This is a genomic window from Pseudohongiella nitratireducens, from assembly GCF_001642735.1.
GTDB classification, from domain to species: domain Bacteria; phylum Pseudomonadota; class Gammaproteobacteria; order Pseudomonadales; family Pseudohongiellaceae; genus Pseudohongiella; species Pseudohongiella nitratireducens.
The window spans coordinates 101,218-117,639 of record NZ_LWHM01000019.1 but is presented as its reverse complement, the minus strand read 5'-3'; the positions used below and the strand labels follow the sequence as shown (position 1 = coordinate 117,639).

Annotated in this window: 13 protein-coding genes; 2 read left to right on the top strand and 11 right to left on the bottom strand. The window is 51.7% G+C overall.

Annotation, left to right across the window (positions count from 1 at the left end; all coding sequences use genetic code 11):
• Window positions 1–93: 93 nt before the first annotated feature.
• From PSCS_RS07425 to ilvY, 4 genes are all read right to left on the bottom strand, one after another.
• The gene (locus PSCS_RS07425; protein WP_229694685.1) at window positions 94–744 is read right to left on the bottom strand and encodes a protein-methionine-sulfoxide reductase heme-binding subunit MsrQ; all 651 of its coding nucleotides are present in this window, start codon (window positions 742–744) and stop codon (window positions 94–96) included.
• A 23-nt stretch (window positions 745–767) separates the two neighbouring features.
• Window positions 768–1,811, bottom strand: a complete 1,044-nt coding sequence (gene msrP, locus PSCS_RS07420) for a protein-methionine-sulfoxide reductase catalytic subunit MsrP (protein ID WP_068811343.1) — start codon at window positions 1,809–1,811, stop codon at window positions 768–770.
• Between the two features lie 46 nt (window positions 1,812–1,857).
• Window positions 1,858–2,769 (bottom strand): CDP-diacylglycerol--serine O-phosphatidyltransferase, encoded by a 912-nt coding sequence (pssA, locus tag PSCS_RS07415; RefSeq protein ID WP_229694684.1) that lies wholly within the window; start codon window positions 2,767–2,769, stop codon window positions 1,858–1,860.
• Window positions 2,770–2,846: 77 nt separating this feature from the next.
• Window positions 2,847–3,761, bottom strand: a complete 915-nt coding sequence (ilvY, locus tag PSCS_RS07410; RefSeq protein ID WP_068811341.1) for an HTH-type transcriptional activator IlvY — start codon at window positions 3,759–3,761, stop codon at window positions 2,847–2,849.
• 195 nt (window positions 3,762–3,956) lie between these two features.
• Here ilvY and ilvC point away from each other — a divergent pair, with 195 nt between their 5' ends.
• On the top strand, window positions 3,957–5,426 hold the full coding sequence (gene ilvC / locus PSCS_RS07405) for a ketol-acid reductoisomerase (protein ID WP_068811338.1): 1,470 nt from the start codon (window positions 3,957–3,959) through the stop codon (window positions 5,424–5,426).
• 308 nt (window positions 5,427–5,734) lie between these two features.
• Here ilvC and ilvN read toward each other — a convergent pair whose 3' ends face one another.
• The 5 genes from ilvN to rluD all read right to left on the bottom strand — a co-directional run bounded on the left by ilvN (window position 5,735) and on the right by rluD (window position 12,913).
• On the bottom strand, window positions 5,735–6,226 hold the full coding sequence (ilvN, locus tag PSCS_RS07400) for an acetolactate synthase small subunit (protein ID WP_068811336.1): 492 nt from the start codon (window positions 6,224–6,226) through the stop codon (window positions 5,735–5,737).
• 1 nt (window position 6,227) lies between these two features.
• The gene (locus PSCS_RS07395) at window positions 6,228–7,952 is read right to left on the bottom strand and encodes an acetolactate synthase 3 large subunit (protein ID WP_068811335.1); all 1,725 of its coding nucleotides are present in this window, start codon (window positions 7,950–7,952) and stop codon (window positions 6,228–6,230) included.
• A 401-nt stretch (window positions 7,953–8,353) separates the two neighbouring features.
• Window positions 8,354–10,960, bottom strand: a complete 2,607-nt coding sequence (gene clpB / locus PSCS_RS07390; RefSeq protein ID WP_068811333.1) for an ATP-dependent chaperone ClpB — start codon at window positions 10,958–10,960, stop codon at window positions 8,354–8,356.
• A 157-nt stretch (window positions 10,961–11,117) separates the two neighbouring features.
• Window positions 11,118–11,936, bottom strand: coding sequence for a peptidoglycan editing factor PgeF (pgeF, locus tag PSCS_RS07385; protein WP_068811331.1), 819 nt, complete (start codon window positions 11,934–11,936; stop codon window positions 11,118–11,120).
• 2 nt (window positions 11,937–11,938) lie between these two features.
• A complete protein-coding gene (rluD, locus tag PSCS_RS07380; RefSeq protein ID WP_068811329.1) occupies window positions 11,939–12,913 on the bottom strand; it encodes a 23S rRNA pseudouridine(1911/1915/1917) synthase RluD in 975 nt (324 codons plus the stop codon).
• A 99-nt stretch (window positions 12,914–13,012) separates the two neighbouring features.
• Between rluD and PSCS_RS07375 the strand changes: the two genes are divergently transcribed.
• Entirely contained in the window at window positions 13,013–14,029 is a 1,017-nt protein-coding gene (locus PSCS_RS07375) for an outer membrane protein assembly factor BamD (RefSeq protein WP_068811327.1), read from the top strand.
• A 117-nt stretch (window positions 14,030–14,146) separates the two neighbouring features.
• On the opposite strand, the gene gmhA is transcribed toward PSCS_RS07375, so the two are convergent.
• Complete coding sequence (gene gmhA, locus PSCS_RS07370; RefSeq protein WP_229694683.1) at window positions 14,147–14,749, bottom strand: D-sedoheptulose 7-phosphate isomerase; 603 nt, start codon at window positions 14,747–14,749, stop codon at window positions 14,147–14,149.
• Window positions 14,750–16,417, bottom strand: a complete 1,668-nt coding sequence (locus PSCS_RS07365; protein ID WP_068811326.1) for an NAD+ synthase — start codon at window positions 16,415–16,417, stop codon at window positions 14,750–14,752.
• Between the last annotated feature and the right edge of the window lie 5 nt (window positions 16,418–16,422).

The following is a 16,422-nucleotide window of genomic DNA, read 5'->3' as shown; positions in this document are numbered from 1 at the left end:
GTCTCAAGGGCGCGCATTATGCCACAGAATCTGATTACCGCAAGCATAATTTGCAAAAAATTCGATATTTGAAATCAATTTGTCATCTGCGCGCTATATTCTGGTTGTTTGAGCTTTCGCTGCGCGCTTTTTGAAGTGATTCAAGACTCGATAGCTTAGCAAAACAATCAGGATCGTGCCATAGATAACGGCTTGAGATATGTCTGATCGTATAATCCATATCAGATGCAATAACGCCAGCACACCAGCCAGATACACAAGCTTGTGCAAAGTGCGCCAGCGGCGCCCAAGTAAGCGCACCATGCGCTTGGGCGATGTTGCCCCCAGCACAGCCAGAATCAACCAGGCCGTGAAGCCGACTGTAATATAAGGTCTCTCTAATATATCGTCGCCGATTTCAAACCAGCGGAGCTCCAGCAGAAACAGCGCATATACCAGCAGGTGTAAAGAAGCATAAAAGAGCGAGAACAAGCCCAGCGTTCGTCGCAAGGGTGCAAGCTGGGCAATACCAGTCAGCTCCCGCAGCGGAGTCACAGCTAAACAGAGCAACAGAAAACGCAGCGCCCAACGCCCCGTATCCAGCGCTAACTCTTTGGCCGGATCAGCCCCCAGGGTATTAAATACAGCCCCATATAACTGAAACACAAAAGGTACGCAGGCAGACCACCAGATCAACCTGCGAATCCACTTCCACAGAGCAGGATTACGACGCCAGCTCAACTGGCCGGTTGTTTTAGCATTCACCAAACGGCTTCCCTGCTATCAGCTTAGAAATTTCTGGCCAGATCCATGCCTTCATATAGATGTCCGACCTGATCACCGTAACCATTGAACATCAGGGTTTCCTGTCGCCCGGAGCTGAACAGTGTTCGTGGCAGACGCGTTTCCATATCCTGGCGCCAGCGCGGATGGTGAACATTCGGGTTCACATTGGCGTAAAAGCCATACTCCTGCGGTTGAAGCATATTCCAGGCCGTTTGCGGCTCAGTCTCGGTGAAACGGATACGAACAATAGACTTGATACTCTTGAAACCATACTTCCACGGAACCACCAGACGAATAGGTGCACCATTTTGCGGAGGCAGGTAGTCACCATATAAACCTACTGCAAGGAACGCTAGCGGATGCATGGCTTCATCCATACGCAGCCCCTCACGATAGGGCCAGTCGATAATGGCAAACCGGCTATTCTGAGCAGGCATTTGATCGGGGTCAAGCAGGGTCTCAAACGCGACATATTTTGCTTTGGAATTTGGTTGCGCCTTTTTAATCAGATCGGCCAAAGGAAAGCCCACCCAGGGAATCACCATCGACCAGCGCTCAACACAACGCAAACGATAAATACGCTCTTCCAGTTGCTGGGGCTTAAGAAAGTCCTCCAGATGGTAGGTTGCCGGGTTATCACACTCCCCTGCTATCTCTATTGACCAGGGATCAACCTCAAATTCCTGCGCATACCGGGACGGATCCCCCTTATCCATGCCGAACTCATAAAAATTATTATAAGTCACCACATCCTGATAAGGCGTGAGTGCTTCATTTGTCCAGAAAGCACCACCGCGCTCAGCGGCCTCGATATTCTGAAACTTGTCTTCCCACCATGCCGCCGGTGCACTTCGCTGCATGTTGGCCGGCGCCCTGGCACGCAAACCATCGCCTGAAGCAGCCATGGCGAGGCCAGGTAACAGGCTGGATATACCTGCCGCTCCCCCCAGCGCTGCAGCACTTTTCATGAATTCCCGCCGGCTGCGGTACACAGACTCCGGCGTAATTTCAGAAGATTTAATATCTGATGCGCGCTTGATAAGCATGGCTAGCCCCTTTTCAGCTTTTGTTCAGCGTTTTTAGCGTTCTTTACTAGCGTGATAGAGAATCAGTTTCACTGTCTTTTTCACCAGACCGAGCTTCCGTCTCATTTGGCTCAGCCCTTTCTGTTTTTTTACGGCGTGCTTTCACCTTCTTTCCCAACCCGATAATCGGGCCCGTAATGGCATAAACAGCACACATACCGAACAGCACTTCGTGCGGTCGTTGCGCAATGACAACCAACAACCCTACAGCCAATACGAAGACAACATAGGGAACGGTTCCCTTGAAATGTATCTCTTTGAAACTGTAGTAACGATAATTTGAAATCATCAACAGACCGGTGAAAGCCGTCAGCAACCCAGTACCCAGTGACATCCACCAACCCGGCTCAATATTGTATTTGTAGGCGACCCAGACGATAAAAGTCACAAGGCCGGCAGCGACCGGGCTTTGCAAACCAACAAAGAAGCGCTTGTCGGCCGTTCCTGCCTGGACATTAAAACGGGCCAGCCTGAGTGCTGCGCAAGACATAAAAATAAAACTGGCCGCCCAACCGGCATTACCCAGTGAACCCAATGTCCAACTGAAAACGATCAGTGCAGGCGCGACACCAAAGGACACCATATCAGCCAAACTGTCGAACTGAGCGCCGAACGCACTTTGTGTGTTGGTCAGTCTCGCAACCCGGCCATCCAGTCCATCCATGACTGCCGCAATCAATATCGCCCAGCCGGCGGCATTAAAGTTGCCATTAATCCCGGCAATAATGGCGTAAAACCCGGCGAACATAGCCCCTAATGTCAGCAGGTTAGGCAATAAATAAATCCCTTTACGGGTGATTTTTCGACCGTCTGCTTCAGCAACATACTCCTCATGCTCATCAATCGGAATAAAACTGTCGCTATCATTCTCAGGCAGTGTGCCTTCTTCTGCATTCTCATGCACTGATTCCATACTCATATTATTAACTCAATACTGTTGTATTTCATGGACTTCTTGTCACTGATTATACACACCAGCGTTATTTCTGCTCAGTTTCATTTACCCCTTGCGGCATCGCGATGGTGGGAGTCTGCAACCTGCCAAAACGCTTTAATCAGAGGGTTGCCGAGCCTTCTTTTTAATACACACAAGCCCACCGTAAAGGATTCCAGTCCCTGAAGCACCTCCAGCCGGTCGATCCGGTCCTGCAAAGGGCTGTTTTCCACAACAACCTGAGGCACGACTGCGATACCACAACCCAGACTGACCATACTGACCATGGCTTCGTGACCACTGACGTGAGCATATACTCTGGGTTTAACACCTTGCTCTCGAAACCATTGCTCAACACGGTCCCGAGCCAAACCAGCCTCAGGTAAGATCAAGGGAACCTGGTCCCAATTAAAAGAACCGCTTTTGCTGGCAGTACGAATATGGCGACGTACCGGGCAATCAGCAGCAGGGCCAATACCAATCAGGCGTGACCGGCCTAACTCCACAAATGCCAGGGGGTCAGGCAGTTTGGCAGGCAAGGCAGCAATCGCCAGATCATCTTTCTCATCAATGACACGCTGAAAAGCTTGCGCGGCATCACCAGTATGAAGTTGTATTTCGATTTGCGGGTGTCCCGCCCTGAACCGTTGCAGCATGGTATGAAGAAAACTGTAGCTGGCAGTCACAGAACAAAACAGACTTAATGTGCCATTCAACTCCGCCCTGTCACCCAGTTGCTCTAATAATAATTGCCGTTGCTCCAATGTGGATTCTGCAAAAGCCTGTAGTTTAACGCCAGCCTCTGTCTGCCTGACGGTACGCTTATCCCTCTCGAACAAAACCACACCCAACTCTTGCTCCAGGCGCTGCACTGCCCGTGTCAGGCCAGAGGGACTGATATGCAGTTCACGGCTACTGCGGGAAAAGTGCAGTGTCTTACATAAATGCAGGAACAACTTGAGGTCTTTTAGGTCCATAGTATCTCTCCCTGAAGAAACCCGGCAGCGGTGCCCTGTCAGGGCAACCTTAGCCAGGTCAGAGTCAGGCAATCTTTATTGCAATATATGCAATACATTCTTGCATATATATCATTTTACGCAACCATCAGATTGAGAGTATGATGGCGCCGTTTCTATTTATTCAAGCAACATAATGAGAATCTGGGGAGACTCATGAACTATTTCAATTCTTTACCACTTCGCCTTCAGCTGGAGCAGCTGGGCAAATGCCGTTTCATGAACACATCGGAATTTGCCGATGGTGTTGACCGCCTGCTGGGCAAGAAAGTGGTTATCGTGGGCTGTGGCGCCCAGGGCCTGAACCAGGGCCTGAACATGCGCGATAGCGGTCTGGATGTGAGCTACGCGTTACGTGAAGCGGCGATTACTGAAAAGCGCCAGTCCTGGAAAAATGCCACCGAGAATGCCTTCACTGTCGGCTCTTATGAAGAACTGATTCCAACCGCTGACCTGGTTCTGAACCTGACGCCAGACAAACAGCATAGCGCTGTTGTTAAACAGGTCATGCCACTGATGAAGCAGGGCGCATGCCTGGCTTACTCGCACGGTTTCAACATCGTAGAAGAAGGTATGCAGATCCGTGACGACCTGACTGTCATCATGGTCGCACCCAAGTGCCCAGGCTCCGAAGTCCGTGAAGAGTACAAACGTGGCTTCGGTGTACCGACACTGATCGCCGTTCACCCGGAAAATGACCCTCAGGGCGAAGGCCTGGAACTTGCCAAAGCTTACGCGGCAGCAACAGGTGGTCATCGCGCGGGCGTGCTGGAATCGTCTTTCATTGCGGAAGTAAAGTCTGACCTGATGGGTGAGCAGACCATTCTGTGTGGTGTTCTGCAAACAGGCTCCATCCTTTGCTACGAGCGTATGATCGAGCAGGGTGTTGAAGCTGGCTATGCATCAAAACTGATTCAGCACGGCTGGGAAGTTATCTCGGAAGGCCTGAAGTATGGCGGCATCACTAACATGATGGACCGCTTGAGCAACCCAGCCAAACTGGTTGCCAACTCGCTGGCAGACGAACTGAAAGACATCATGCGTCCGCTGTTCGAAAAGCACATGGATGACATCATTGCCGGCGAATTCAGCCGCGTCATGATGGAAGACTGGGCAAATGACGATAAAAACCTGCTGACCTGGCGCGAAGAAACTGGCGAGACCGCATTTGAGAAATCAACAGCGGGCGACATGGAAATCTCTGAGCAGGAGTACTACGACAACGGTATTCTGATGGCCGCCTTCCTGAAAGCAGGCGTTGAGCTGGCATTCGAAACCATGACAGCCGCTGGCATCATTGAAGAGTCTGCTTACTACGAATCTCTGCACGAAACGCCACTGATCGCCAACCTGATTGGTCGCAAGAAGCTGTATGAGATGAACAAGGTGATCTCTGATACGGCTGAATACGGTTGCTACCTGTTCTCGCACGCCTGTGTTCCTATGCTGAAAGACTTTATGACTAAAGTCGACACTGATGTGATTGGTAAAGGTCTGCAGCTGAGTGACAGCAATGTGGATAACGCTGAGCTGATTGCTGTTAACCACAGCATCCGTAACCATCCGATTGAGGTGGTGGGTCAGCGTCTGCGTAGTTACATGACTGCGATGAAGCGGGCAATCTAAAGCAGACAAACAGGTCAGTGAGCGGCCAGGGCATCATATTATATATTGCTGCTGGCCACTGCCTGCCGCCCTCACCCGGCAGCCGAAAACTCGCCTAACGGCTCAAACAGTTCGGCTGCTGTTTCGGGTGAGGACCGCCATGCAAAGCGTGGCCTGATTAGCAACAATATATAATATGATGCCCTGACCTTGTGCCATGTTTGTTGGCATTTAGGGGTAAAAAAAAACGGGAAGTGCGAATAGGCACTTCCCGTTTTTTTATAGCTGAAGCTGCCAGGTAACAGATTCAGTTTGAGTCACTGACGCTTTTACAGGCTAAGGACTTTGTCGCCCCTTGAGATGCCGGTGACACCGGTTCTTGCGACTTCAAGGACGGCGGCATTGCCCAGTGCTGCGATAAAGCTGTCCAGCTTATCGCTGGTACCGGATAGCTGAATGCTATAGACCGTTGGCGTCACATCTATGATCTGGCCGCGGAAAATATCCGTGGTACGTTTGATTTCAGCACGTTGGGCACCGGATGCTTTCACTTTTATCAGCATCAGTTCCCGCTCTACATGCGAACCTTCCGTCAGATCGACCAGCTTTACCACATCAATCAGCTTGTTCAGATGCTTGGTGATTTGCTCGATTTTCCGGTCATCACCAATGGTGGTAATCGTCAATCGCGACAGACTGTGATCTTCCGTTGGCGCCACGGTCAATGATTCAATATTGTAATTACGCTGAGAGAACAGACCTACCACTCGTGATAATGCGCCAGGTTCATTCTCCAGTAATATGGAAATAATGTGCCGCATGTCAGGTTCTCTCCGTTTTACTCAAGTACATATCTTTCATCGATCCGCCTTTGATCGCCATCGGATACACGTGCTCCGTTGCATCTACCGAAACATCAATAAAGACCAGTTTATCTTTAATGGCAAATGCCTCAGCCATTTTCTCATCAAGCTCGGACAGCTTATCGATGCGAATACCCACATGGCCGTATGCTTCCATCAACTTAACGAAATCAGGCAATGACTCCGAGTAAGTGCTATGCGAATGGCGCCCTCCATACTGCATGTCCTGCCATTGCTTGACCATGCCAAGCGCCTGGTTATTCAGGCATACAATCTTGATCGGCAATGCATACTGCATACAGGTTGCCAGTTCCTGGATACACATCTGAATACTGCCTTCACCAGTGATACAGACTGAAACAGCATCAGGGTAAGCAAGCTGTACACCAACGGCAGCCGGAAAACCAAAGCCCATGGTGCCCAGGCCACCGGAGTTGATCCAGCGCCGCGGTTTGTCAAAGACATAATACTGAGCCGCAAACATCTGGTGCTGACCTACGTCTGAGGACACATAAGCATTACCACCTGTAGCTTTGTAAACTGCCTGAACCACCTGTTGCGGTTTGATGCTGTCATCAGTTGAGGCCTCTACTTTCAGGCACTCTTTCTCGCGCCAGCCTTCAATTTGCTGCCACCACAGTTCAAGTGACTTACTGTCCACCTGGCTGTCGGACTGTTTGATCAAGTCGATCATCTCTTCCAGGACAGTGGATACGGAGCCAACAATCGGTACATCCGCTGTCACGGTCTTGGAGATAGAAGCCGGGTCAATATCCACATGGAGAATTTTTGCACCGGGGCAAAACTTATTCACCGCATTCGTGACACGGTCATCAAAACGCACCCCGATACCCAGCACCACATCGCTGAAATGCATGGCCATGTTGGCCTCATAGGTACCGTGCATGCCCAGCATACCCAGGAACTGTTCGTCGGTGCCCGGGTATGCTCCCAGCCCCATCAAGGTATTGGTCACTGGATAGCCCAGCATCCTTGCCAGTTCAGTCAGCAACTCTGAGCCATTACCCTGTATCACGCCACCGCCTGCATAGATAACGGGCCGTTTCGCAGCCAGCAGGATTTCCACCGCCTTCTTGATCTGGCCGGTGTGTCCTTTGCTGGGTACCGAATAGGACCGCATTTTCACAGAATCCGGATACTGATACTTAACTTTACGGGCAGGATCCGTCACATCCTTGGGTATATCGATAACAACCGGGCCTGGACGGCCAGTTGTCGCAATATAAAACGCCTTCTTCACAATTTCCGGAATTTCTTCGGCGCGCTGCACCATAAAGCTGTGTTTCACAATCGGGCGCGAAACACCCACCATGTCCGTTTCCTGGAAACCATCAGTACCGATCAACGAGCTGTCAACCTGTCCTGAGATAACCACCATCGGGATTGAGTCCATAAATGCCGTCGCAATGCCGGTAATGGCATTGGTGGCACCTGGCCCTGACGTGACCAGTACCACACCAGGTTTGCCGGTGGCCCTGGCATAACCATCAGCTGCGTGAGTCGCAGCCTGCTCGTGTCGTACCAGAATGTGGTCCACCTTGTCCTGGTTGAATATCGCATCGTAAATATGCAGTGCGGCGCCGCCCGGGTATCCGAACAGCAGCTCAACACCTTCGTCGTGCAACGCACGAATCAGCATTTCACCACCAGAGAGCAATTCCACTGTCTAAGCCTCTTTTCAAAAGATTGATATAACAAACATCAAATCGGCATACCGTATGCTTACGATATCCCGTTCTGTATGCGTGTTCTGTCATTAATATAAAGATTAAGGGAACTGTATAACAGCTCCGAAACACAAGCCAGACACAAGACGGTGCTGAACCAGCAAACCTCTTAAGTCCTGACTCATGCTGGCTTCATGCGCGGTAACGGTTGAAGCCATAGGTGGATGTTGTCTGACACCTAAGCATTAGTCCCGGGAAGACACTTTATGTCATACCCCGGCTAAAGCAGATTTGGGGAGGGGATTACCTTCTCAGTCTGCACTGTCCGCCTGCCCGAAAAAGGCAGGCGGATCAGAACCGATAATTTTCCCACGAATACAGGGATTGTCAAGCGCGATTACAACTTCTCTTGCTTGTCAAAGACCAGTTCGCCATCGTTGAGATCAATCGTGATAGTGTCGCCAGGAACATAGAAGCCCTGAATCACTTTCTGAGCCAAAGGATTCTCAACCCAGGTTTGTACGGCCCTCTTTAAGGGCCGGGCGCCATATACCGGGTCATAACCCAGCTCAGACAACCGGTCCAGTACCGCATCACTGACCTGCAACGCCAGATCATTGTCATGCAGCCGCTGACCCAGAAGATCAATCTGAATCTCTGCAATACCACGTATTTGCGACGCCAGCAGCGGATGAAAGACCACCGTTTCATCAATTCGATTGATGAATTCTGGCCGGAAGTGACGTGAAACCACGGCAAGCACATCTTCTTTTACCTTGGCATAGGTGGTCGCATCATTGATCAGATCATCACTGGATAGGTTTTCCTGAATACGGTCTGACCCCAGGTTGGATGTCATCACAATCACCGTATTACGGAAATCCACTGTCCGGCCATGACCATCGGTCAGACGGCCATCATCCAGCACCTGCAGCAGGATATTGAAAACATCGGGATGGGCTTTTTCAACCTCGTCCAATAACAACACCGAGTAAGGGCGCCTTCTGACCGCTTCAGTCAGATACCCTCCTTCCTCATAACCGACATAACCAGGAGGAGCACCAATGAGCCGGGCCACCGAGTGCTGCTCCATGAATTCGGACATATCGATACGAACCATGGCCTCTTCCGTATCAAACAGGAATTCCGCCAGCGCTTTGCACAGTTCGGTCTTACCGACACCTGTTGGCCCCAGGAACAGGAACGAACCATTAGGCCTGTTCGGATCCGAGAGCCCCGAACGCGAACGTCGCACTGCATTGGCAACCGCCGAAACAGCTTCATCCTGCCCCATCACTCGCTGATGCAGGGCATCTTCCATTTCCAGCAATTTTTGCTTGTCACTCTGCAGCATTTTCGAGACTGGTATGCCTGTCCAGCGCGCCACCACATCAGCAATCTCTTCTTCTGTTACCCGATTACGCAGTAATTTCATGTCCAGCATTTCGGCATGGGTGGACATATCCAGCGACTTTTCCAGTTTCGGGATAATGCCGTATTGAAGCTCAGACATACGGGCCAGGTCACCGGCACGTCTAGCCACTTCCAGGTCCGCCCGGGCTTGCTCCAGATTACTCTTGATCGATTGCGTGCCCTGCACAGAGGCTTTTTCTGCCTTCCAGATTTCATCCAGGTCGGCAAACTCACGCTCGACCGTTTTGATTTCATCAGCCAGTTTTTCCAGACGTTTCCTGGACGCTTCATCGCTTTCTTTTTTCAAGGCTTCACGCTCAATTTTGAGCTGAATCAGGCGACGCTCCAGCCGATCCATCTCTTCCGGCTTGGAATCAATCTCCATACGGATCAGGCTGGCCGCTTCATCGATCAGGTCAATCGCCTTGTCCGGCAACTGACGGTCAGGAATGTAACGCTGGGATAAACGTGCTGCCGCAATGATCGCGGCATCTGCGATCTGCACCCCGTGATGTACTTCGTAACGCTCTTTCAGACCACGCAAAATAGCGATGGTATCTGCCTCAGTAGGCTCATCCACAATGACTTTCTGGAAACGCCGCTCCAGCGCCGCGTCTTTTTCTATGTACTGTCGGTACTCATCCAGCGTTGTTGCCCCAACGCAATGCAGCTCACCACGTGACAAGGCAGGTTTGAGCATATTGCCAGCATCCATGGCACCATCGGCTTTACCCGCACCCACCATGGTATGTATTTCGTCAATAAAGAGAATGACGGAACCTTCCTGTTTGGACAGTTCTTTCAGGACAGCTTTCAGTCGCTCTTCAAACTCACCACGGAATTTGGCACCAGCAATCAAGGCTCCCATGTCGAGCGCAAGTATGCGTTTGTCCTTCAGGCCTTCCGGGACTTCGCCATTGATAATACGCTGCGCCAGCCCTTCGACAATGGCTGTTTTACCTACGCCGGGCTCACCGATAAGAACCGGGTTATTCTTGGTACGGCGCTGCAACACCTGGATGGTGCGGCGTATTTCACTGTCACGCCCGATGACGGGGTCCAGCTTGCCGCTTTCGGCACGCTCTGTCAGATCGACACAATACTTATTCAGTGCCTGATAACTTTCTTCAGCCTCAGCATCCGTGACTTTCTCACCACCACGCAAATTATCAACGGCATTTTTAAGTGCCTGCTCGGTGACACCAAAACTGTTAAGCAACTGCCCAAGCTCACCTTTATCCGCCATTGCAGCCAGCAACACAGACTCGCTGGAGATAAAGCTGTCGCCGTTTTTCTGGGTGATTTTGTCAGCCAGGTTCATTAACCGGCCCAACTCGTTGGACATGGTCACATCACCACCACCGCCTTCGACTTTTGGCAGCCGGTCGATGATCGCCTTGAGCCCTTTACGCAATTCATTCAGATTAAAACCCGTTTGAGCCAGCAAAGGCCGAACGGACCCGCCCTTCTGCTCAACCATGGCCTGAATAACATGGACGGGCTCAATAAACTGATTGTCCTGACCCAGCGCAATAGACTGCGCATCAGCTAATGCGGATTGCAACTTACTTGTTAACTGATCCATTCTCATAAAACCACCTCAATACCGGCACACATCACGACAGGTGACGCAGCAACACAGTTCTATATTCATAATATATAAATGGCGGCAGCAAATGAGAATTCAAGCTCGGATTGTTTGATAAAGATCAAATAGTCAGCAGGATTCGAGAAGAACAGCTGGCACGCTATGAGTTACTGCAATAGATCAGGCTGGCCATCCGCCCGGAAACGGCTCCATCGCGACGATAGGAAAACCAGTATTCACGATCACAGACCGTACAGAAATTTCCGCCAGAGACAGTTTTCACACCGGCATAATGCAACCGTAGCCGGGCCACTGCATAGATATCCATCAGGTATTTAGCTGTCGGGGATTCCCGGGTAAGCCGGAAGCAGGCAGCTACAGGTTCTGGATCCCTGGCCCTTGCTTGTTCAAACGCAAGAAAGGCAGCTCTGACCTCACCACCAACTTCAAAATGACAAGGACCAATCGCAGGCCCCAACCAACAGGTGATACTGGCCGGACTCCGCTTAAAAGTGAGCACAGTTTCTTCCAGTACACCGGCCAGCAACCCGCGCCAGCCAGCATGCGCTGCTGCCACCTGCTGACCGTCTTCCGCAGCAAACAGCACGGGCAGACAATCAGCTGTCAGAACCGTTGCCGCGATATTGGGCTGGGTAACAGAGCAGGCATCGGCGGTATAGACTCCCAGTCTGAAGCCGGGCGCCAGGCGCCTTTGACGTGACCTGGCAACTTTAGTTCCATGTACCTGTTTCAGCCACTGGATAGTGACGGCATCAGGCAGCCACCGCCGTAAACGATCACGATTGCGCCTGACATTGGCAGGCTCGTCGCCAACATGCGTACCCAGATTTAGTGAGCCATAGCCAGACTGGCTGACTCCGCCCTTGCGGGTCGTCACCATCGCAGAAACACCAGCCGGCAGGTGCCAGTCCGGGGACAGGACCTCCAGTTTACTGCCTGGATGACGGACCAAATTCATTATCAGCCGCCTCTGGCCTGATCTTGGGCCAGGTCACGTTCCAGCACGCCAATCAAGGCTTGCATATCATCCGGCAAAGGACACTCCCAGGTCTTCTCTTCACCAGTCTCCGGATGCACCAGCGACAGCTTCCAGGCATGCAGCGCCTGACGACGGAAACCTCGCAACGCATCAGCAAGTTCGGCAGATGCCCCGGCTGGAATAGCCAGGCGCCGACCATAATCGGGGTCACCGATCAGGGGGTTACGGATATGAGCCATGTGCACTCGGATCTGATGCGTCCTGCCGGTCTCAAGCTGACATTGCACACGTGTATGAGCGCGATAGCGAGCCAACAGCCGATAGTGAGTCACTGCATCCTTGCCATCATCTACTACAGCTCGCTTCTTGCGATGCACCGGATGCCGACCTAGCGGTGCATCCACCACTCCGCCTCCTGTCAGTACACCGACGACAACAGCCTGATAAAGACGGGTGACAGTGCGTTTTTGCAGCTGTTTCACCAGGCTATGGTGGGCTTGCAGGGTTTTTGCCACCACCATCAGGCCTGTTGTGTCTTTGTCGAGTCGGTGCACAATACCTGCCCGAGGAATCTGTTCCAGAGAAGGGCAATGATGCAACAAGCCATTCAACAGCGTACCAGCACGGTTGCCTGCCGCCGGGTGAACAACCATCCCAGCGGGCTTGTTGATGACAATAACGCTGCCATCTTCATAAATGATATCCAGCTCAATCGGTTCGGCTGCAGGCAATTCATCAGAAATATGCATTTCCGTGTGTAAATATAACTCATCACCGCTGAGCAGCTTATCCTTGGGCTTGCGGCTTTCTCGATTAACCGTCAGATCCCCCGCCTTGATCCACTGCTGCAGGCGAGCCCGTGAGAATTCATTGAACAAACTGGCAGCAATCTGGTCTAAGCGATCACCCTCCATTTCGAGGGGAACAGTTGCTTGCCGTTGAATAGTTTCGTGCATATCGGCTCCGGCCTTGGGTTATGACGGCTTGCTGTGGTTAAATAGCCGACCTGAAAACGTTATTATAGTCGGTTTCCGACGGATTGAGGTGTCAAGAAAGTGCGAAATCTGCTACTCATAGTCTTGCTGCTAGGCAGTGTCTCATGCTCTGTCTTCGACAGGGAAGAGCGAGACGAATTTGCGGCGCTGTCGACAGAAGAGCAATTCTATCGCACAGCGAACCGCCAACTGAATGCATCCAACTTCAGCGGTGCGGTGCGAACCTATCAGGCGCTTGAATCGCGCTTCCCTTTTGGTCAGTACGCATCTCAGGCACAACTGGAAATGATGTATGCCCAGTATCGAAGTGGTAATCTGGAAGCCGCGCGTGCTGCCGCCGACCGGTTCATCCGCCTGCACCCGGACCATGACAGCATTGATTACGCTTATTATCTCAAAGGTGTCGCCAGCTTCTCCGAAAACAGTGGTCTGGTCAGCCGCTTCCTGCCAACCGACGGCTCCAAGCGTGATATCAGCCGGGCCCGCGATGCTTTCAATGAGTTCTCCATTCTGCTGTCTTTGTATCCGCAAAGCGATTACGCCGCAGACGCACGGGCCAGAATGATTTTCCTACGCAATAACCTGGCACGCTACGAAATTCATGTCGCCAACTACTACATGGAGCGACGCGCTTACGTGGCAGCGCTGAATCGGGGCCGTTACGTTGTGGAAAATTTCCAGGGCAGCCCGGTGGTAGCAGATGCCGTATCCATTATGGTCGAATGTTATCTGCGACTGGGCCTGAATGACCTCGCCGATACATCACTGGCATTGCTGAGAGAAAATTATCCGGAGCATCCCACACTAAGTGATGATGGCGAGTTTATTGTTCGTAATCACGTCACCGATCCTTCTCTGCTGTATACCGTCAGCTTCGGCCTGCTGGGCAGCAACGTTGACGATACACCGCTTGCTCCCACCAAACGTCCAGAGCGCTCACTGGCGCCTGACACCAGCGGCCTGGAGCCACAAGGACGCTCATTACTGAACATCATCACCTTTGGTGCATTGGGTCGTAGCGCTGATGAAACAGTGACCCCGACAGAACCGCCTCCCGGCACCCCTGTCGAAGAATAAACCAGAATAAAGGGGAGCAGCGCCACTCTCAGGCGACTGCTCCTTTCTTATCATTAGGCTTTCTGTTACTGAGCTGGCTGGCTATACGAAGTTAGTGGCTTGATCGTAACGACTTGATTAATCGTAGTTACCGGCAAAGAAATGGCGTTCAATCAGTTCGATCAGGCTGTGAATGACTTTGATGTGCATCTCCTGAACCCGGTCTGCGTAATTGCTTTCCCCAACCGCCAGATCAACATCCGCCAGCTCCCCTAATTTAGAACCCGGCGCCCCTGTCAGGCTCACCACTTTCATGCCAGCATCCCGGGCTGCTTTACAGGCGTTAATCACATTTTTGCTACTGCCACTGGTACTGATGGCCAGCAATACATCCCCGGCCCGGCCTCTTGCCTCTATATAGCGGGAAAACACATACTCATACCCAAAGTCATTGGCGACACATGACAAATGGCCCGGGTCGCTGATGGCTGTAGCCGCCAACCCGGGGCGGTTATCTCGGTATCGTCCGGTCAACTCCTCAGCAAAGTGCATGGCATCACTCATGGAACCACCATTACCACAGCTGTAAATAGCATGGCCTGCTTCCAGGCTGCCTGTCATAAGCTGAGCCGCTGCAGCGACTTTTGCCAAGTTGCTTTCATCTGACACAAAACGATCGAGAAATCGCTGTGCATCTCGCATAATCTGTTCGACCTGCGCCTGCATACCTGCTTCTGTCATTTACACGACCTCACTTTTCCAGCCCTGGGTGATCGGATAACGTCTGTCACGCCCGAACGCCCTTAGCGTCAACCTGACACCAGGCGATGCCTGTCGTCTCTTGTATTCATTAATATCGATCAGACGCGCCACCTTGCCAACCTCATCTTTGTCGTAACCGGCTTTAACAATATCTGCCGTACTGTAATCCTGTTCAACATACAGGGAGATGATCTGATCGAGCCTGTCATAAGGAGGGAGGCTGTCTTCATCTTTCTGTCCCGGCGCCAGTTCTGCTGAAGGGGGGCGTGTAATAACCTGCTCAGGAATCGCATCTGCTTCCCCGGCCTCGGCTGCCACATTGTTACGGTAACGCGCCAGCTGGTACACAAGTGTCTTGCTGGCATCTTTCAGCACATTGAAAGCACCCGCCATATCACCATACAACGTGCAGTATCCGACAGCGACCTCACTTTTGTTGCCCGTACTTAATACCAGTGCACCAAATTTATTGGACAGCGCCATCAGCAAAATGCCCCGGCAACGGGCCTGAATATTTTGCTCGGTCAGATCAACGGCCTTGCCGGCAAACGGCGCTTCCAGTATCTCTGCAAAAGACTCATACGCCTTGTTGATCGGTAATATCTCATATCGGGTGCCCAGACGCTTGGCCTGCTCTGCGGCTAATGAAAGGCTCAGGTCAGATGTATAGCGATAAGGCATCATCACTGCTGTGACATGCTCTGCCCCCAGCGCATCTACTGCAATAGCCAGGGTCAATCCGGAATCAATGCCACCAGAGAGGCCCAACATGACATCTTTAAAGCCATTCTTATGTACGTAATCGCGCAAACCCAGCACCATGGCATCATAGCAGCGCTTCTCCAGCGACAGCCTGGTGGCCAATTCCTTGCCTGTTTCGTGCTGGCTTTGCACAGCGAACTGTCCTTGCCCGACCAGTGAAAGTGTCACCGGTACCATTGCTTCAGCAAATCCGGCACCGGGAACTGATACCTGCCCATTGGCATCTGCAACCATGGAATAACCATCAAACACCAACTCATCCTGGCCACCCACCTGATTCACATACAGTATCGGAATGGCATGTGCTTTAGCCCGATTTTCCAGCAAGGCAATGCGCTGTTCCAGTTTATCAGTATGAAAAGGTGAGGCGTTGATATTAACCATCAGTTGCGCACCTGCCTCTGCTGCCTGTCGCATAGGTTCTTCATGCCAAAGGTCTTCACAAATCGTAAAAGCAACCTGGCTACCAAACAACGAGACAACACAAGGCTCTTCGCCCTCAGAGAAATAACGTCGCTCGTCAAACACCTGATAATTAGGCAGGCACTGCTTTCGGTACCTGGCAATCAGTTTGCCGTGATCGATAACAGCTAATGCATTATAGAGAAGCTCACCCTCACTGTGTGGAAAGCCTACAACCAGACAGCCTGGCAAGTTAGCGTCACAGATTTGCTGTAGCGCCCGTTCGACGCGTTTGCACAATGCCGGCCGCAGCAGTAAATCTTCCGGCGGATAAGCTGTCAGGCTCAACTCCGGGTAAATCACCAGGTGTGCTTCGTGTTCCGTGATTGCCTGCTGCGCGGTCTCAATAATGCGCTGTGTATTTCCGGGAATGTCACCCACCAGAAAATTGAGCTGGGCCATGACCACATTAAGCTGATTCATGTACT